We start from the raw sequence: 19,419 nt of genomic DNA, 5'->3' as shown, positions 1-19,419 counted from the left end.
CACCCCTAAAACCCAAGACTGGAGAGTAAGTCATCCACTTCATCTTGCGAAGCAACGGCATCATCACGCTCATGAGGATTGATGATTGGTCCTTCAACGCCAGAGATCGTTTGCTTTGGTTTTGTAGTTGTTGGTTGTTGTTCGTCACTGAACACTTTCAAGATTTCCACAAGTCTCGTTTCCACTTCGCTTACCAAGGTGATAACGCGACGAATGATTTGTCCAGTAAGGTCTTGAAAGTCCTGTGCCATAAGGATATTGGTGAGCTGAGTGCGCAGTTCGGTACTGTCGCCTTCCACCTGACTTAGCAAGTCATCAATGCGATGACACAGGTCTTTAAATTGCTGTAGCTCGAGCCTGCCATGCATCAACTCATTCCACTGTGGGCGCACTTGAGTAAGGCACTCATGCAGGCTGTCTGCCATAGGCAAACAGCGTTCTACCGCATCCATAGTGGTATTCGCTGATACTTCGGTTTTGTTGATGACATACTCAAGGCGGTCACGTGCTTCTGGGATTTCGTCGTTCGCTATCTCGTTAAGACGCGTGTCGTAGCTAAATTCCGTTAAAGCATCATGGAGGTCTCGTGTTAACGCACCGACCTCTTGCAGCACTTTACTCTCGCTGCCACCTTGGATCATCATGACTAGCTCATTTGCTTCCTGCTGCTTGTCTTGTTCCAACAAGTCAACAAGCTGCTTAGCTTGTTCCAATGAAATCATTCTGATATAGCCGTCTGCTATTTATGGCGTCTTATAAACGCTCAAAAATTTTATCTAGTTTTTCTTTTAATGTTGCAGCGGTAAATGGCTTAACGATATAACCGTTTACACCAGCTTGCGCCGCTTCAATGATCTGCTCACGCTTTGCTTCAGCAGTGATCATCAGCACTGGAAGGTGCTTGAGCTCTTCATCCGCACGAATATGGCGCAGAAGGTCGATACCTTGCATACCTGGCATGTTCCAGTCAGTTACTACAAAGTCAAAATCGCCTTTCTTGAGCATAGGTAGTGCCGTCAAACCATCATCGGCTTCCAGCGTGTTGCTAAAGCCCAAGTCGCGCAATAGGTTTTTGACGATACGTCGCATTGTTGAAAAGTCGTCAACAATCAAGATTTTCATGTTTTTATTCAAAATTGCCTCCACTGAAAGCAAGATCAGTGTTTATTAATTATTATCTGTCCAAGCGCTAAGCTTGGTTCGAAGACGCTGCATAGATTGACTCAGAATTTGGCTAACGCGCGATTCGCTGACGCCCAAAACTTCGCCTATCTCCTTCAAATTTAACTCTTCGTCATAATACAGGGATAACGTTAATGCTTCACGCTCTGGGAGCGATTTTATTGATTCTATTAACGCTTCGCGGAACGCATCATCTGCGACACCCTGGAATGGCGAATTGTCCTCTTCATCTGCTACAGATACAGAGTCTTCAGAAACGCCAAGGTCTTCAATACCAACCAGTCTAGAGCAGTTAATGTCTGCAAGTGCTTTGTGGTATTGAGCTAACCCCATTCCCAAATGGTTAGCTACCTCTACATCAGTAGGGTCTCGATTGAGTTCTACCTCTAACGCCGAAATAGCCTGCGAAATATCACGACTGTGTTTGTGCACCGAACGAGGTACCCAGTCGCCGCGACGAATATCATCCAGCATCGCACCTCGAATGCGAATACCAGCGTAGGTCTCAAAGCTTGCACCTTTGCTACCGTCATAATTTTTCTGAGCCTCAATCAAGCCGATCATTCCAGCTTGAATCAGGTCTTCAACCAACACGTTTGGTGGCAAACGCCCAATTAAATGGTGAGCGATACGTTTCACCAATACTGAGTATTTCTCCAAGAAAGCTTGCTGACCACTCAAATTGGCATGCTGGTCATAGGTCAAAGCTTTATTCACCAAACGGTTCCTCTAGTGCTTCTGTTCTGTTGAGAAGTCTCTCGACGAAAAACTCCAAGTGACCACTCGGCACTTTTGGAATCGGCCACATCAGGGCTTTATTCGCCAATGAACTTAGTGCCAGTGCCGCTGGAGAGCGTGGGAATGCATCAACCACAATCTTCTGTCTTTTCACTGCTTGTCGCACTTTATCATCTAATGGAATGCAAGCGACTAACTCAAGACTCACATTCAAGAATCGTTCTGTGACTAATGTCAATTTTGTAAACAATTCTCGACCTTCGCGATAGCTGCGTACCATGTTTGCAACGACTTTAAAGCGTTGAACTTGGTGCTCACGACTCAAGAGTTTAATCAATGCATAGGCATCAGTAATCGACGTTGGTTCATCACACACCACCACAACAACATCTTGCGCGGCGCGAGAAAAACTCACCACCATGTCAGAAATGCCCGCTGCGGTATCAACCAACAGAACGTCCATCTCTTCTTCAAGGCTGCCAAAGGCGCGAATGAGTCCCATGTGCTGGGCATGACTCAGTTCAGTCATGCTTTGAGTACCAGAGGTTGCCGGGATGATCTTAATACCATGAGGACCTTCCACAATGGCGTCTTTAAGCTCACACTCTCCAGCTAGGACATGGCCTAGGTTTTTCTTCGGTCGAATACCGAGCATAACGTCAACGTTAGCAAGACCAAGGTCAGCATCAAGTACCATGACTTTTTTACCTTGGCGAGCCATACAAATTGCGAGACCAAGCGTGACATTGGATTTACCAACACCGCCTTTACCACCAGTGACAGAAATGACTTTAGTCAAAGTAGGTTTAGTCAAACGTCTAAGGCCACTGGCCTGATCATGTATCATGTTATTTGTCATTTTCGCTTGCATCTAAACCCCCTCCATATCACTGTTCCAGAAGTGAGGTTCATTCTCTGTCGACTTCTCTAATAATTCGTTGGCTTTCGCGACCATATATTTTGGCTGCGCGATCACTATGTCTTCCGGTACACGCTGACCATTTGCGATGTAGGTAACCGGCAGTGCATTTTGTACAACGACGCTAATAAACTCACCTAGGCTGAGCGACTCATCCAACTTGGTCATTATGCAACCTGAAAGCGGAATTCTTCTGAAATGATCCAAGGTCTCTTGTAATACTTGCCTCTGAGCCGTAGCTGGGAGAACAAGATAACTATGGATAATTTCGCCACTTTCCTGCATGAGAGTATCAAGTTGCTCTGAAAGACGGACATCACGTTGTCCCATGCCGGCTGTATCGATCAAAACCAAACGTCGATTTCTCAACTGATATAGTACATCGGCAAGTTCTTCAGAATCTTTAGCCACTCTCACAGGGCAGCCCATAATTCGGCCATAAATCGAAAGTTGCTCGTGAGCACCTATACGATAGGTGTCGGTAGTGACCAGTGCGACGTTATCAGAGCCATACTCCATTGCCGCACGAGCCGCTAATTTAGCGACTGTCGTGGTTTTGCCCACACCAGTCGGGCCAAGTAGAGCGACAATGCCTCCTTGACGCAAAATGTCTTGCTTACTAATAACGATTTGGTCAGAGACCAGAGATAGCAGTGCTTTCCACGCCTTTTGTGGCGGTGTGTCCTCTGGAATATAGCAGGCCAGCTGGTCTGAAAGCTCTGGTGAAATACCCATTCGTTCGAGGCGCTTAATCAACATGGCACGCAGTGGCTCACGACGCTCTACTTCTTGCCACATAAGCCCCGAGACTTGATGCTCCAACAAGCGACGAATTGAGGACATATCCTCTTTCATCGCTTCTAACTCTTCACCAAACTTACCATCGCGCTGCCCCGAGGGACGACGCACTTCTCTCGCATTATCCACGTACGACTCGTCTGAACGGTAAGATGGGCGTCCATTGTCTTGGCGGTCACGAAAAGGCTGCTCGGTTCTGTTCTGCTGAGAGTATTGCAGGCGGTCACTGTTTTGATAACCATCGCTCACCGCTTTAGCACGTTCGGACTGACGCTCCAAAAGCGCGGAAAGTGAATCCGGTGGGGTTGCTTTAGGCTTACCTTGCTCCGCGGGTTCGTTGCCACGGTAGCTTTTTAGCATATTGGCAAAACGATCGGTCATCGAAGGGGTAGAGGCTGCGCTTTTTTGCTGCAGGTTTACCACGTCTTCTTTGAGATCACGTCCATAACCCGACGTAGCTGTGCGACTTGGCGCAGCCAGTGCATTACTGCCCATTTGACGATGTTCTGGCTGCGCAGTATCACCATCAATAGCAGCAACGATTTCTACGCCGCCCGCCACTTTTTTGTTCGACATAATCACCGCATCTGCGCCAAGTTCTTCTTTAACTTGGAGCAGAGCTTGCCTCATGTCTCTGGCGAAAAATCGTTTAATTTTCAAGTGTTACATCCATTCAATGTACAAACGTTATTATGACAACCTTAATGGTTAGTTGCCTACCGCCTGTACGATTCTAATCTGTTTCTCATCAGGGATTTCTTGGTAAGACAAGACTCGCAAGTTCGGAATGGTGTTTTTCACAAACTTAGCCAGTGTCGAACGCAGAACCCCTGATGTCAGCAGCACGGCTGCCTCTCCTTTTAGCTCTTGCTCTTGAGTCGCTTGAGTCAGCGAAGCTTGAAGTCGTTCGGCTAATCCAGGTTCAATCCCAGCGGATTCCCCGCCAGATGCTTGCATTGTTTGATGCAATATTTGTTCCAGTTCAGGTATCAACGTAATCACCGGCAGTTCTGGTTCTATGCCGTTGATTTCCTGAACAATCAAGCGTTTCAGCGCGATTCGAACCGCTGCCGTCAATACGTCAGGTTCTTGACTCTTGCCTGAGTATTCCGCCAAAGTTTGGACGATAGTACGCACATCACGGATCGGAATTGCCTCATGCAGCAGGTTCTGCAGCACTTTCACAACCGTACCCAATGGCAACTGCTCTGGGACAAAATCTTCCACCAGCTTCGGAGCGCTGCGTCCCAGCATTTCCAGAAGGTTCTGGACTTCTTCGTGTCCTAGTAGCTGTGCAGCGTTGTTGGTCAGCAATTGGCTTAAATGCGTAGCGAGTACAGTCGAAGAGTCTACAACGGTATACCCGAGCGCTTGTGCGTGCTCACGCTGCGCTTCTTGAATCCACACCGCCTCGAGTCCGAATGCAGGGTCAATGGTTTGCTCCCCGTCTATCAAACCGTAGACCTGACCAGGGTTTATCGCTAATTCTTGATCTGGGCGTATTTCTGCCTCTCCCACGGCCACTCCCATCAAGGTAATGCGGTAGGAGTTAGGCGTAAGCTCAAGGTTGTCGCGAATATGGACGGCTGGGATAAGGAAACCAAAGTCCTGAGACAGTTTCTTACGTACGCCTTTAACGCGCTCTAGCAATTCGCCACCTTGGTCTTTGTCGACCAGCGGGATCAACCGATAGCCAACCTCTAAGCCGATGACGTCAACCGGATGTACGTCATCCCAAGATAACTCTTTCGGTGGCGCAGCAGGGTCATTACTGTTACCGCCAGCTTCAGCAGGTAGGTTCTTGGTTTCTTCTTTGACTTTCTGCTTGCGGTGCATCCAGTAAGCACCGCCTCCTGCAAGCGCCGCCAGTAATAAGAAAGCGAAGTGTGGCATGCCAGGGACAATACCCATGACAAATAGGATACCTGCAGTGATAGTGAGCGCTTTAGGGTTGTCAAAGAGCTGGAATACCACCTGCTGCCCCATATCCTCGTCAGTATTTTGACGGGTTACCATAATCGCTGCCGCGATAGAAAGCAGTAGCGATGGTATTTGAGCAACCAGACCATCACCAATGGTCAGGAGCGTATAGATTTGTAGCGCTTCAGAAAAGCCCAATCCGTATTGCATCATACCAATGCTTAATCCGCCCACAATGTTGAGGAACAGGATTAGGATACCGGCAATGGCATCGCCCTTTACGAATTTAGAAGCACCATCCATTGAACCGTAGAAATCGGCTTCTTTCGTCACTTCAAAACGGCGCAACCTTGCTTGGTCTTGGTCAATCAAACCGGCGTTCAAGTCGGCATCAATCGCCATCTGTTTGCCTGGCAATGCGTCTAGGGTAAAGCGAGCACTAACTTCGGAAATACGCCCCGCACCTTTGGTTACGACCATAAAGTTAATGATCATCAAGATCATAAACACTACCAGACCGACCGCATAGTTGCCGCCAATCACGACGTTACCAAACGCTTCAATCACGTTACCAGCTGCGCTTCCCCCTTCGTGACCATAAAGTAAAACCACACGAGTAGAAGCGACGTTTAGCGCAAGGCGCAATAGTGTTGCGATAAGGAGTACCGTCGGGAATGCAGCAAAGTCGAGTGGACGACGGGTGTAGACAGACACCAGCAGTACCACCATCGCTAACGCGATGTTAAAGGTAAAGAATAGGTCAAGTAGAATCGCTGGGATCGGCAAGACGATCATCGCAAGCGCGGCAAGGACCATGACTGGTGCGCCGATAGCAGGCAAGGCACGACGAGGAATTGTCGGCAACTTATCGGCAAAAGGTAACGTCAATTTCATTACTACTACATCACTGCTGGTCTCGGTCAATCCTTCGAGACGCGGGTTATTTCTCTAATAGACACATACTGCAAGATTTACGCCACTAAAACATGCCAATTTTTTGACACCACTAGTAACGCATATCTTTCGGGATAGTGATCTGCTCGTTTTGCAACGTTGGCCTTTGACCGCCCTTTTTACGGTATTGCTTGAGCTGGAACACATACGCCAGAATCTGTGCCACGGCGGCAAACAGACCGTCTGGGATCTCTTGTTCAAGCTCAGTCGTATGGTATAGCGAACGAGCAAGCGGCGGCGAAGGAATGACATAGATGTTGTGTTCACGCGCTACTTCTCGGATTTTCAGCGCCATATGGTCGACACCTTTGGCAACCACGACCGGTGCTTTGTCCTGTCCTTGTTTATATCGCAGTGCTACGGAGAAATGCTCTGGGTTGGTAATAATAACGTCGGCTTGCGGTACCTCTGCCATCATTCGGCGCTGTGCTGCCTCGCGCTGCAACATACGAATGCGGCCTTTCACCTCGGGCTTACCCTCGGTGTCTTTAAACTCGTCTTTGACCTCTTGCTTGGTCATTTTTAGCTGGTTGGCGTGCTGCCAGATCTGAAATGGAATATCGATGGCCACTACAATGAGTAGAGTGGTGCTGATAAGCAGTATGAAGTTCAACAAGATATCGAGCGCGTGGAAGATGTTCTGTGGGAACACCTCCATACTCAATTGAAATAAATCCGCTCTTGAGGCATTCACCAAATAGAAAGCCATGCCTGCCACTAACGCTACCTTAAGTATTGACTTAATCAGCTCAACCCAGCTTTGCATGCCGAGCATACGCTTTAAGCCACTGAGCGGATTCATCTTAGACATCTTTGGCATCGCCGCTTCAGCAGAAAAACTGATGCCACCAACACCAGCGGCACCGATAAGAGCGGCCACGAATAGCACAAACAAAATAATAGCGAGTGGCAACAGCAAACTCGACAGTGCTCCTAGCACGACGTCAAACAACTTGGTGGGGTCATAGATTTCTTCCCGCGTCAGGGTAAACAAGCGAGACATAGAGCCAAACAGAGCACGTGCAAGCCCCTCACCAAACATCATGAGTGATAATGCCCCGACAATCAGTACCGATACGGAAGCCAGTTCTTTAGAGCGCGCCACCTGCCCCTTTTCGCGAGCTTGTTTAAGCCGCTGGGGGGTGGCGTCTTCGGTACGTTCTTGGCCGTCTGATTCTGCCATCGTCAGACCTCCCTTAACACACTAGGTCGATCAAGCGACACACCTGACCTTCCACTTCCAGCCAATACAACTGGTAATGACTGTATAGACCCGCAATGATGTACCAACAGATCATCAAACCAATGAGAAGTGCAAACGCAAAACCGAGCGAGAAGATGTTAAGTTGCGGCGCTGCACGCGTCATCACACCAAACGATAGGTTAACCGTTAGCAGCGCAATGATTCCTGCCAATGCCATACTAAGCGCGGTTTGAAACATGATTCCTAGCCAGCCTGCCATCTCTCGAAAATCTGTCGCTGATAGATGCCCGGTGCCAACGGGCAAGGTTTTGAAGCTCATCACCACCAACTGAATCATTTTTAAGTGACCATCCGTCGCCAAAAAGAACATGGTCGTAAGAAACAAAAATAACTGACCGAGTACCGGTGTGTTTTGTCCATTAGCTGGGTCTACCATGGACGCAAAACCCAAACTCGACTGCATACCCAAGATCTGACCGAGCATAACAAAAGTCTGAACCATAAAAACGGTCACCATCCCCATTGCCGTGCCAATCAAGATTTGCTCAGCAACCGTCAGAAAGCCTTCGAAAGAGAGAAGCTCGATAGTTTGTGGGATAGCAGGGATAGAAGGTGATACTGCAAGGGTGAGCGCGAGCCCCAAGAACAAACGAATTCTTGGTGAAACAAAGTTAGCCCCAGTGACCGACATCACCATGAGCATGGCGGAGATACGCACGTATGGCCAAAAGAAGTTGGCTAGCCAATCGAGTACATCACTCGCTGGATATTCCATGCTCGTTACCAGAGCACCTGAGGAAGTCTTTCGATGATCTCATAGAAGAATTCCATCATCATCTGCGTTCCCCAATGGGCAAAAGCCATCAATGCCAAAATAGTGACAATAAGCCTAGGTAAGAAGCTCAATGTCTGCTCGTTGATCGATGTTGCCGCTTGGAATACCGCAACGATTAAGCCGACAAGTAGACTTGGCACTACGATGGCACAAACCAAAAGCAGTACCATCCATAACGCGTCCCTAAACAACTCGACGAACATCTCTGGAGTCATAACGCTTCTCCAGCTACAAGGCGAAACTGCCGGCCAGCGTGGACAAAATCAAGTTCCATCCATCAACTAACACAAACAGCATGAGTTTAAAGGGTAGCGATACGATCATCGGTGAAAGCATCATCATACCCATGGCCATCAATATCGACGCGACGACCAAGTCGATAATCAAAAACGGCAAGAACAGCATAAAACCGATCTGGAATGCGGTTTTCAGCTCTGACGTGATAAACGCAGGGATCAACACCGCCATCGATACATCTTCAGGATTCTGAGCCGTCGAACCCGACATCTCGACAAAGGTTTCGAGATCTTTGACGCGAGTTTGCTTCAGCATGAAGTCTTTCATCGGCCCTTGGGCTTGATCGAACGCTTGCTTCGCACTGATCTGCTCGTTTAGGTAAGGCTGAATCGCTTGCTCATTCACCTGATTAAGAACTGGAGACATAATGAAAAAGGTCAGGAAAATAGCAATACCAATGATCACCTGATTAGAAGGTGTCTGCTGCAGACCCATTGCCTGACGCAAAATCGACATCACCACCACGATACGAGTGAACGACGTCATCAAAATGACCATTGCGGGCAAAAAACCCAGCATAGTCATTAACGCAAGAATCTGCAGGTTGACTGAATAGTCTTCACTACCATCAGGGTTGGTCGTCATGGTAAACGCCGGAATGCCCGGACCAGTACCGAATGCGCTTGATGTACTAACGCCAGCGGCACCCTGGTCATTGCGCATTTCGGACACAGTAACGCTACTGCTTGGCGCAGCATTGGTTGGAACTGAACTAGAGAGTTCTTCTGCAGCGCTGCTCAGCGGCGCAACCACCATGAATAGGCAGACCAGTAGCAGTCGAATCCAGTTAGTCATTTTGTTGCTTCTTCATGATTTTAGATAGTTGGCTCGCGAACGCTGGCTGCGAAACCTCATTTTCGTCAAGAGGCTGTTCTAGTTTCGAAATCAGTTGAATCGACTGCGCTGTAATGCCGACTAAAAACTGCTCTTCACCGGCTTGAACAATCGCAATACGCTCTTTGGTGCCCACTGGAATTTGGCGAACAATCTTAAGCCCTTGCTGGTTAACCAAAGATGGCACCTTCATGCGTTTCAATACCCAGGCTAAGCCCAGAATAATGACAATCACCAGTACCAATGAACCCAATGTCGCAGCGAGATCGAAAGGAGACCCACCCTGCGGCGTAACTTCAGCCGCAGCGTAGACCGCGCTTGGTATTGTGTAGAGAGCAGCCGCCATGACGAGCGGCAAACATCGATTCAGTTTCATGCTTGTATTCTATTAACGAAGTTTTTTAATACGTTCAGTCTGGCTAATCACGTCGGTGAGACGAATACCAAACTTATCGTTGACCACAACCACTTCGCCGTGCGCAATCAAGGTACCGTTGACCATCACATCAAGAGATTCACCTGCGATACGATCAAGCTCAACAACAGAGCCTTGGTTAAGCTGTAGCAGGTTACGAATACTAATCTGCGAGCGACCTACTTCCATAGAAATGGTCACTGGGATATCCATGATGGTATCCAGTTTACGTCGCTCATCGTCGGTGATTGGTGCTGGCGAATCTTCTAGCTCATCGAGAGGTGCCGCAAGCACTTCGTCGACATCAATCTCTGGAGCCATTGGGTCTTCACCCAGTGCTGCTGCCCATTCGTCCGCTAGTTTTTGGTCATCACTGATAGTCATTGCTTATCTCTACTTCTGTTATTCTTCGTCGACTTCTTCCACATGCTCTAGCTCCGCCATAATGTCCTTCCCTAAGAAGGCCAGGTCGGTTTTCACTACATCTGGACGTCTAATTTTTTCTGATACTTGTACTGCCATCTTCTCGCCTGAACGTCCCATCTTCACTCGGAAGGTAGGAAGGTCCTCAACGAACATAGTGGCATTCTCTGGCATTTCGATAGGAATGATGTCGCCCGCTTGCAGCTCCATCAAATCACGCAGTGACACGTCTTTTTCAAGTAAGTTGACGCGAAAGTTAACCGGCACGTCCATGATCTCTTCGCGAAGCGCACTACTCCAACGAACGTCCGTTTCCATCTTGTCCGATTGAACACCCGCATCAAGAAGCTCACGAATAGGTTCGACCATGGAGTACGGCATCACAACGTGGAAGTCACCACCACCGCCATCCACTTCGATATGGAATGAGCTGACTACGATCACTTCGGTTGGGCTAACAATGTTTGCCATGCTTGGGTTAACTTCTGAATCTAGATACTCGAATTCAACCCCCATCACTGGAGACCAGGCTTCTTTGTAGTCTTCAAACACCGTCTTCATCAGTAGCTGAATGATACGTCGCTCGGTTGGCGTAAACTCGCGGCCCTCAATCTTGGCATGGAAACGTCCGTCACCACCGAAGAAGTTCTCCACTAAGATAAACACCAAGCGCGCTTCCATAGTGATAAGCGCCGTCCCTTTCAATGGACGAAACCTCACCATGTTAAGACTTGTTGGCACGTACAAGGTGTTTTGGTATTCACCAAACTTCATCATCTGAACGCCGTTGATCGATACTTCGGCAGTTTTTCTCAGCATGTTGAACAGGCTGATACGCATGTGGCGGGCAAAGCGCTCGTTGATAAGTTCGAGCGTTGGCATACGACCACGGACGATGCGGTCTTGTGACGAGAAGTCAAAATGGACCACATCTGCGGGATCTTGATCCAGTTCGTCCTCTACCTCATCGACGTCATCGACCCCATGCAGTAGCGCATCAATCTCGTCTTGGCTTAATAAATCAGTCACAATGCACCTACTGGATTACAAAATCGGTAAACAGCACACGCTCAATCACAGGCTTACCTACCACTTGGCTTAGGCTCGCTTGCACATCTTGAGTGGCTTGATCACGTAACTCTACGCGACCATTGGTACTACGAAGCTGCTCTACCGTTGCTGAAGCAAACGTCGACAGCAGAGTACTTTCAATCAACGGCGAGTGATAGCGAGCTTGACTCTCATTATCAAGACCTCTCACCATCAGCTGTACTTTAATCTGGACCATGCGATCGCGTTGATTGCCCGCTGCATTGAACACAAACGGCTGCGCTAAATTAACGTATGAAATAGGATCGACTGGCACCGCCGGAGCTGCACTACCGCTTGCTGTCATCGGCTGCGTGTCGACACTGTCATCGGAACTTAAAAACCAATACGCACCGCCACCAGCAGCTAGCAATACGACAATTGCAGCAACGATGATAATTAGCAGCTTTTTGCTGTTAGTTTTAGCGGGTTCTAAGCTTTCTTCTGCCATATTTTTTCAACTACTGAGTTATCTAGATTTAGGCATAATAACTGATGCCATCTTTATTTTTATTCACGGCGACATCGACTGTGACGCCACCCTCAACATTCGCGTCAGATTCTGCTGAACCATTGGTGCCACCGGAAGATGGACCACCGTTGCCTGAGCCATGAGACGCATGGCGCTGTTGCTGACCTTGCTGCTGAACAGAGGTGTCCGCTAACTGAATGCCTTGTTGCGACAACATCTCTCTGAGCCTAGGCATGGCTTGATCCACCATGTCTCGGGTTTGTTGGTTTTGCACGGTAAAGTGCACCGTCGCGGAATCGTTATTTAGGCTCATTCGAATCTGCATACGACCTAAGTCAGGCGGATCAAGGCGAATATCCACATGCTTAAGGTTCTTCGACATCATCATTTGAACCCGTTCGGCCACCTGCTCTCCGGCGTTTTCTTTCGTCAGCATAAGTGGTGATTGCACCGCCCCAGTTGCTTGAGCCGATTGCTCACCACGTACTTGGGTAGCCGTCAGCGCTCCAGCACCAGCGACTTGCAACGCACCTTCAGAACCCACACCAGGCTGGTTCAGGGCTTTGTTTGTGCCTTTGGCTGCGCCAATTTGAAGTCCAGAAGCTTGGGTACTGAGTGGCGCGCTACTTTTTGCTTGACCACTCGCCATCATTGCACTCATAGACGCGGCGGCGGCCATATCTCCGATCGGCTGACCTTGGCTAGCCCCTGCAGCCGCTACACTTGGGTTAGTGCTATTCTGTGCCGCCAGAGCTTGTGGAGTTTGTCCCTGCATCATCTGCGATTGAGTCAGTGCAGTCTTATCTGTCGTCACGGCCATACCCGCGAGTGCTGCTTTCGCGTCTGGCTTTACTGATGGATCTGCATCAGATTTGCTCCACGCGATATTATTTGTCGCCGCCTTTGCATCTGATTCGTTTGCAGGTGTCAATTTACCGTCACTGCCTTGAATGACAGCAGCGCCACCGGTTGCTGCTAGCAACTGGCCTTTATTTGACGCAGCAGCGGAGTCAACGGATACCGCGGAGTTCGTGCTCATGGCTACGGGTTCACCATTAGGCTTGGTAGCGACTTGAGTTGAGCCAGCAGCCATCATCGCCGATGCAACCATCGCCTCATCTTGGCTAAGATTGCCCTTCGATACTTTCTGCTCACCGCTAGCGACATCCGCACCTTGGGATTTGATCTCTGATGACGCTTCAGCGTCTTGGGCCGCGACAGCCGCTGAGCCAGCTCCCGCTTGAGTTTGCAGCGCTTTATTTGAGTTATCTAATCGAGACAGCAACTCAGCATTTTCTGAGACCGTTTGCTTCGCATCAGGCTGAGCATTGACGCTAGATTTCGCTGTATCTTCTAAACTTTGAGCTTTGCTAACACCAGCTTCTGCAGCCACACCGCTCGCTGTCATTTTTTTGACAGCCTGCTCTGACTCGTCTGAATCAGCAGAACCGACTGCCGCTGATTTATCCTTGCCTGTTACTTTCGAATCAGCGAGAGCAGTGCCATCTTCGCCTTCCACTTGAGCAGACTTAGATGCAGCTTCAGCGTCTTTTTTAGCTACAGCGTTAGTTTCCTCTGTCTCCGAGTCGGCCTCAGAAACCGATGATTTCACATCATCGAGCATGGCATCTGTCGATTTAGACTTACTGCCTGCCGAGGTGGATGCACCATCAACCTTTTGATCAGATTCAGACTTTTCAGAAGACAACGCGTCTTTGAACTTATCCCAAAAGCCTGAATTCTCACCAGTCTCGCCCTCAGTGACAGAAGATTTTCCGTCTCCTTTAGGCAGTACTGTATTCGATACATTGTTATTTGAAATCGACAGACTCATTCCATTTAGGCCCGTTTGATAGAAGGTTACGTATTCGGCGGGATCTTGCCGCCTATATTATCTAGGCATGTTCGATGCAATTTTTGTACCGATAACGATTTAGCTCTAAGGTAGGAAATTAGCGAGTTTGACGACGACGGGAAAACAACAAGTTAGAGAATTCATCCATCTGTTTCTGCTCTCGCTTAGCTTCAAGTTGCGCTTTCTCTTTCGCTTTTTTCTCGATGAGCCACTCATACGACTGACGCTGTTTTCTCGTATTGTGCCAGAACTCTTCGCAGTCACCGACTTGTTGTTGGAAGTGGCTTTCAGCAGATTTTTGTTTGGTTAACGTCTCATCTAACTGTGTCAAAAATCGATTTAAGTGACCGTATTGGCTTGCCGTAAGACCAGCCTGTCCTCGCGATACCAGTTGATTGCAGTAATCTAAGCGGTACTGTTCGATCTGCCTAACCTGATGGTAGTAATCCTCGAGTTCGGCACGAGCCTTGTTTAAGGCGAGCACCGCCTGCTGCTCGTTATCCTTAGCCTGTTCAAGCAAGAACTCTAACGCGTTATCCATGACGCTACGACTCTACTTGCAACAGCTGTTTTAACATGCCAAGACACATGTCGTATGGCACCGTTTCTTTCATGCTCTGCTGCAGGTACTGATCCAGTTTTGGCTTAAGGGTAAACGCACTATCAATTGCAGGATCCGTTCCTGGCTTATAAGCGCCGATCGATACCAAGTCTTGGTTTTTACGACATACTGATAGAACTTGTCGAACTGCTTTGGACATCAGAACATGCTGATCATCGGTTATTTGTGGCATGACACGGCTGACCGATTTCTCAACGTCTATCGCTGGATAGTGACCAGCATCAGCCATCTCACGCGAGAGTACAATGTGACCATCTAAGATTGCACGGGCAGCATCTGCGATAGGGTCTTGCAAGTCATCACCTTCGGTAAGCACCGTGAAGAACGCCGTTATCGACCCTTGGTTTGCGTCACCATTACCAGCACGTTCCACCAAAGCGGGTAGCTTAGCAAACACAGATGGTGGATAGCCTTTCGTTGCCGGCGGTTCACCAACAGATAGCGCGATTTCACGCTGAGCTTGTGCAAATCGCGTCAGTGAGTCCATCAATAGCAAGACATCTAACCCTTGATCGCGGAAGTATTCAGCGATGGTTAATGCCGTTTGACAACCTTTAAGTCTCATTAAGGGTGAAGCATCGGCTGGAGCTGCGACGACCACAGAGCGCTCGCGCCCCGCAGTACCGAGAATTTCTTCAATAAATTCCTTGACTTCACGACCACGCTCACCAATAAGGCCAACAACAACGACTTGCGCGGTGGTACCTCTAGTCATCATCCCAAGCGTCACCGACTTACCCACACCCGAACCAGCAAAGAGACCAATACGCTGTCCCTTGCCGACCGTTAATAAGCCATTGATGGCTTTAAGGCCAACATCGAGAGGCTCAGTAATAGGTTTTCTCGCCAGTGGGTTAATAGGCTCGGCGTTAAAGGAGGCACGCTTGTCTGTATAGATATCGCCTAACCCGTCTAGAGGATTACCTACACCGTCAATAACACGGCCAAGTAACTCCATACCAACAGGCAACCCGGTCTCTGAGGCCATAGGGGTGACTTTCGCACCGGGAAGTACACCCGTGATTTGCTCACTGGGCATAAGATAAAGATGTTCGCCAGAGAATCCGACCACTTCAGCGTCCATATCGCCGTGCATAGTTTCAACTTTACACAAGCTACCGATAGGTGCTTTGCAGCCAATCGCTTCTAGCGTTAGCCCTACCACACGCACTAGCTTGCCGGATGCCGTTGCTCTGGATTTATGGCCTTCTACTTTGTAGTTTGCCAGTCGCTGCGCCAGCGATTGCATTACTCGCCCCCTTGATGGCGGTTCGTGCCGCAAAAGCTCTGCAATACGTTTTTGACTCTGTCTTCTAGCTTGTAACTCACGCTGGAGTCACCCGCTTCAATATACACATCACCTCGGTTGAGCGACGGCTCTACTGCTAAGGTCCAGTTACGGATATTCAGCTCTTCGTCGCCATAGGCGGCACGAATGATGTCGATATCAATCGGGTTGAGCTTGAGGGTAATGGCATGACCTACAATCGGCAGCGCCTCTACCGATTGTTTTACTGTATCGAGAATAATTTGTGGATTGGTTTGCACTTCGACATGAACCACTTCTTTCGTCAAAGCTAAAACCATGTCCACCAGCTGTTTCTCCACTTGGCTAGTCATTAGCTCAAGCGGATTAGAAAATTGATTGGCAAGATTCATGAAGGTGTCTACTTGCTGCTTGATGTACTCTTCACCAGCGGCCACACCCTCGGCCTTACCTAGGTCTAACCCTTCTTGATGACCGGCAGCTAAACCTTCCTCTTTGCCTTTATCATAGCCTTGCTTGAAGCCTGCTTCTTGACCTTGAAACAAGCCTTCTTGATAAGCGCCTTGTTTGATCTGTTCAATCTGCTCTTCGGTCAGCATCAGCGGCTCTTCTTCCGCTGGCGTTTCTTCGCGTGGCGTCCAACTCGGGTCGTAATTGAATGCCGTCTCGCGCGCTTCTTGGCTTACTTGCGAGGTGTAGTCAGGCAGTCCCCACGAGTGGGCTTCTTCAACGGTATTGTCTTCTGACGGGCGTAAAAAGCCGCGTTTTCTATCATTAGACATTAAGTTAATCTTCCTTCACGCTTCGCTTACAAGAATTCGTCCGCGCCACCAGAGAGCATTAGCTCTCCGTTATCCGCCATGCGACGAGCAATCGTCAGAACTTCTTTCTGAGCCGCTTCTACATCAGCAACGCGCACAGGTGGCATTGCTTCAATATCTTCGCGCATCATATCGGCAGCACGTTTAGACATGTTGTTGAAGATCTTCTCTTTAAGTCCTTCGTCAGCACCTTTAAGCGCACGTTGAAGGACATCTTGTGGTACATCTCTAAGCAGCTTCTGAATACCTTGGTCGTCGACCTCGATAAGGTTCTCGAATACAAACATAAGGTCTTGAATTTGCGTCGCCATATCTTCGTCTTGGTCGCGAATTTGATCCATGAGTAGACCTTCGACATTGTTGTCTAGGTAGTTCATGATCTCCGCTGCTGCCTTCAGGCCGCCAATCTTGGCTGCTTGTGCACCCGCTTGGCCTGCGAACTGCTTCTCCATGATTTCGTTAAGCTCTGCAAGCGCAGAAGGCTGAACCTCTTCTAGGTTGGCAATACGCATCATCAAATCAAGACGAACACGTTCTGGGAACTGCGACAAGATTTCTGCCGACTGATCGGCCTCAAGGTATGACAAAACGATAGTTTGGATCTGAGGGTGCTCGTTGATGATGATGCTCGCCACTTGACGAGGGTCCATCCATTTCAATGAATCGAGACCTTTCGAGCCAGTACCCAACAGGATCTGGTCAACAAGGTTATTCGCCTTATCTTCACCAAGTGCAGCCACAAGCGCATTACGCATGAAGTCTTCGCTGCCCATACCAATATTGGTGTACTTCTGAATATCTTCTAAGAAGGCACGGTGCACCGCTCCGACTTTGTCCTGGCTAAGGTCACTGGCCTTTGCCATCGCACTACCGACGCGTTGTACTTGCTTAGGCTCTAAATGACGAATAATACTCGCCGCATCCGATTCATTAAGACTCAACAACAAGATCGCCGCTTTGTCTTCGCCGCTAATTGTTGCAATGTCTACGCTAGTTTCCGCTAGTTGACCGCCGTTGGCCGCTACAATTTCATTCGCCATTAGTTTTCAGCCATCCAATTCTTCACAACTTGCGCCGCAAGTTCAGGTTCATTCGCAACAAGAGCTCGTACTGCTTTCAGCACATCTTCATCTTTATGTAGGTTCGGCAAATCAATACCAGAGCTAAATTCGAACAGCTCACTACCATCTATATCAGTACCAATTAGGCTGGTTTCGCCATCCGCACCCAACGGCAAGCCGTCTGGTCCGTATAGTTGCTCATCTTCATCCTGAGCGGCAGGATTAAGCAGTTTCTTCATCGCAGGGCGAATCAATACAAGTACGACTACGATGATAACGAGTGCACTTGCAAACCAACGAATCCAATCGTTAAAGTTTGGATGTTCCCAAATAGGCACATCTGGTAATAGCTCAGCAGCAGGCTCTTCGAACGTCATACTAAGCACATTCAGAAGGTCACCGCGGTTTTCATTAAAGCCAACAGCACCGACTAATATCTGACGCAAAGCGGCAAGTTCACTCTCTGAGCGTGGCTCATAGGTCACTTCGCCCGTATCTGGATTCACTTTCGCACGGTTTTTGATAGCAACGGCAACGGTTTGACGATTCACTACACCCGTTTGTTTACGCTCGTGACTAATGGTGGTATCGAGCTCAAAGTTGCGAGTCGCCTCTTTGTGCACTGAGCCTTGTCCCATCACCGAGCCATCTTTCATCTGCGCCACATCGGTCGGAATAGAGGCGTCTGCTGGAGGCTGGTTACTCAGCGCTCCAGGAACGCCAGCAACTACGCTGCCGTTATTGTAATCTTCAAGTGTGTATTCACTTCGTGTCGCCGGGGTATTTGGGTCGAAGCGCTTGCGCGTTTGCTCAACAGCGCTAAAGTCCAACTCGATATCAACCTGAGCGGTATAGTTGCCAAGACCTAAGATTGGAATCAGTACCGAGTCAATTTTCTCGCGAAGTGCTTGCTCTTGGTTACGCTCTAACTCCTGCTCTTTGCGTCTCGCCATAGACGTCGCGTCTTGTGAGCCAGAGTTGAGCAGGCGACCGTGTTGGTCGGTAACAGTAATGCGCGACGGTTTCATACCTGGAACAGCACTTGCCACCATATCGACCACGGAATCGATCTCTTGCTGTCTGAGTAGCGAGCCCGTCGCCAACGTTAAAAATACCGATGCGGATGCTTCTTGGTTGTGGCGAACAAACACACTTTGCTTTGGCAACGCCAATAAGATACGAGCAGAACGTACCTGCTTCATTTGCTCTATGGCTTTGGCAAGCTGTCTTTCACGGCTCAGCTTGAGACGCTCTTGTTCAAGGCGTTGAGATACGCCAAAGCCCATATCTTGCATTAAGATATCATCGCCCGCGTTCGACTGACGGTTCAGGCCCGCACGAACCATATCAAGCTTCAGATTGTTGTATTCACTAGCAGGAACGCTTAAAGCGTTACCTTCGAGCTTGTAGGCAACTTTTTTCTGGTCTAGGTAATCCAGAACGGGAATAAGCTCTTCGGTTTCATAAACGCCAAGCGGGCGCATTTCAGGTTCTTTCACCCAGAAGAACAGCATCACAATCAAAGCGACACAGATAGAGATCGACAGCACCAGTACAATCTGTCTTAGCAGATCGAGATCACCGACTGCCAGATCAAACTTAGAACTGCTTTTTTCATTGATGTCAGGGTTTTGACTGTCGGACGCTATGTCTGAGCTCGCTACCATTGCAGTATCGGTACCACTGTCCATTAGCGCGACATCCGTCGACTGA

General features: G+C 48.8%; 20 protein-coding genes. All 20 read right to left on the bottom strand.

Annotated elements, in window-relative coordinates; translation table 11 throughout:
- Positions 1–5: 5 nt before the first annotated feature.
- Complete coding sequence (locus AC6I8U_RS04575) at positions 6–722, bottom strand: protein phosphatase CheZ (protein WP_042478481.1); 717 nt, start codon at positions 720–722, stop codon at positions 6–8.
- A 31-nt stretch (positions 723–753) separates the two neighbouring features.
- Complete coding sequence (gene cheY, locus AC6I8U_RS04570) at positions 754–1,122, bottom strand: chemotaxis response regulator CheY (protein ID WP_006069980.1); 369 nt, start codon at positions 1,120–1,122, stop codon at positions 754–756.
- 45 nt (positions 1,123–1,167) lie between these two features.
- Positions 1,168–1,899 carry an RNA polymerase sigma factor FliA gene (locus AC6I8U_RS04565; protein ID WP_042478478.1) on the bottom strand — a complete coding sequence of 244 codons (732 nt, stop codon included), beginning with the start codon at positions 1,897–1,899 and terminating at the stop codon, positions 1,168–1,170.
- Positions 1,892–2,779, bottom strand: coding sequence for a MinD/ParA family protein (locus AC6I8U_RS04560; RefSeq protein ID WP_234496053.1), 888 nt, complete (start codon positions 2,777–2,779; stop codon positions 1,892–1,894). Before AC6I8U_RS04560 ends, AC6I8U_RS04565 begins: the two co-directional genes overlap by 8 nt.
- Before the next feature lie 12 nt (positions 2,780–2,791).
- Positions 2,792–4,267 (bottom strand): flagellar biosynthesis GTPase FlhF, encoded by a 1,476-nt coding sequence (gene flhF / locus AC6I8U_RS04555; RefSeq protein ID WP_498018315.1) that lies wholly within the window; start codon positions 4,265–4,267, stop codon positions 2,792–2,794.
- A gap of 78 nt (positions 4,268–4,345) precedes the next feature.
- Entirely contained in the window at positions 4,346–6,451 is a 2,106-nt protein-coding gene (gene flhA, locus AC6I8U_RS04550) for a flagellar biosynthesis protein FlhA (RefSeq protein ID WP_234495434.1), read from the bottom strand.
- 112 nt (positions 6,452–6,563) lie between these two features.
- Positions 6,564–7,694: a flagellar biosynthesis protein FlhB gene (flhB, locus tag AC6I8U_RS04545; protein ID WP_042478473.1), complete on the bottom strand. Its 1,131-nt coding sequence runs from the start codon at positions 7,692–7,694 to the stop codon at positions 6,564–6,566.
- A 13-nt stretch (positions 7,695–7,707) separates the two neighbouring features.
- Positions 7,708–8,490, bottom strand: a complete 783-nt coding sequence (fliR, locus tag AC6I8U_RS04540; RefSeq protein WP_234495433.1) for a flagellar biosynthetic protein FliR — start codon at positions 8,488–8,490, stop codon at positions 7,708–7,710.
- Between the two features lie 5 nt (positions 8,491–8,495).
- Positions 8,496–8,765: a flagellar biosynthesis protein FliQ gene (gene fliQ / locus AC6I8U_RS04535; protein ID WP_042478472.1), complete on the bottom strand. Its 270-nt coding sequence runs from the start codon at positions 8,763–8,765 to the stop codon at positions 8,496–8,498.
- A 13-nt stretch (positions 8,766–8,778) separates the two neighbouring features.
- Positions 8,779–9,603: a flagellar type III secretion system pore protein FliP gene (gene fliP / locus AC6I8U_RS04530; protein ID WP_498018314.1), complete on the bottom strand. Its 825-nt coding sequence runs from the start codon at positions 9,601–9,603 to the stop codon at positions 8,779–8,781.
- Positions 9,604–9,634: 31 nt separating this feature from the next.
- Positions 9,635–10,057, bottom strand: coding sequence for a flagellar biosynthetic protein FliO (gene fliO / locus AC6I8U_RS04525; protein WP_498017852.1), 423 nt, complete (start codon positions 10,055–10,057; stop codon positions 9,635–9,637).
- 12 nt (positions 10,058–10,069) lie between these two features.
- Positions 10,070–10,480: a flagellar motor switch protein FliN gene (gene fliN / locus AC6I8U_RS04520; RefSeq protein WP_128650255.1), complete on the bottom strand. Its 411-nt coding sequence runs from the start codon at positions 10,478–10,480 to the stop codon at positions 10,070–10,072.
- 18 nt (positions 10,481–10,498) lie between these two features.
- Positions 10,499–11,548: a flagellar motor switch protein FliM gene (fliM, locus tag AC6I8U_RS04515; RefSeq protein WP_234495430.1), complete on the bottom strand. Its 1,050-nt coding sequence runs from the start codon at positions 11,546–11,548 to the stop codon at positions 10,499–10,501.
- Between the two features lie 7 nt (positions 11,549–11,555).
- Positions 11,556–12,059, bottom strand: a complete 504-nt coding sequence (gene fliL / locus AC6I8U_RS04510) for a flagellar basal body-associated protein FliL (RefSeq protein ID WP_234495429.1) — start codon at positions 12,057–12,059, stop codon at positions 11,556–11,558.
- 28 nt (positions 12,060–12,087) lie between these two features.
- Positions 12,088–13,914 carry a flagellar hook-length control protein FliK gene (locus tag AC6I8U_RS04505; protein WP_498017851.1) on the bottom strand — a complete coding sequence of 609 codons (1,827 nt, stop codon included), beginning with the start codon at positions 13,912–13,914 and terminating at the stop codon, positions 12,088–12,090.
- Between the two features lie 118 nt (positions 13,915–14,032).
- A complete protein-coding gene (fliJ, locus tag AC6I8U_RS04500) occupies positions 14,033–14,476 on the bottom strand; it encodes a flagellar export protein FliJ (RefSeq protein ID WP_042478466.1) in 444 nt (147 codons plus the stop codon).
- A gap of 4 nt (positions 14,477–14,480) precedes the next feature.
- On the bottom strand, positions 14,481–15,806 hold the full coding sequence (gene fliI / locus AC6I8U_RS04495) for a flagellar protein export ATPase FliI (protein ID WP_498017850.1): 1,326 nt from the start codon (positions 15,804–15,806) through the stop codon (positions 14,481–14,483).
- On the bottom strand, positions 15,806–16,606 hold the full coding sequence (gene fliH, locus AC6I8U_RS04490; RefSeq protein ID WP_042478461.1) for a flagellar assembly protein FliH: 801 nt from the start codon (positions 16,604–16,606) through the stop codon (positions 15,806–15,808). Before fliH ends, fliI begins: the two co-directional genes overlap by 1 nt.
- A 26-nt stretch (positions 16,607–16,632) precedes the next feature.
- Positions 16,633–17,685 carry a flagellar motor switch protein FliG gene (gene fliG / locus AC6I8U_RS04485; protein ID WP_042478459.1) on the bottom strand — a complete coding sequence of 351 codons (1,053 nt, stop codon included), beginning with the start codon at positions 17,683–17,685 and terminating at the stop codon, positions 16,633–16,635.
- Positions 17,685–19,397 (bottom strand): flagellar basal-body MS-ring/collar protein FliF, encoded by a 1,713-nt coding sequence (fliF, locus tag AC6I8U_RS04480; RefSeq protein WP_394150927.1) that lies wholly within the window; start codon positions 19,395–19,397, stop codon positions 17,685–17,687. Before fliF ends, fliG begins: the two co-directional genes overlap by 1 nt.
- Positions 19,398–19,419 lie beyond the last annotated feature (22 nt).

The sequence above is a fragment of the Vibrio sp. KUL80 genome (assembly GCF_059725495.1).
This window is presented reverse-complemented; position numbering and strand designations above follow the sequence as displayed.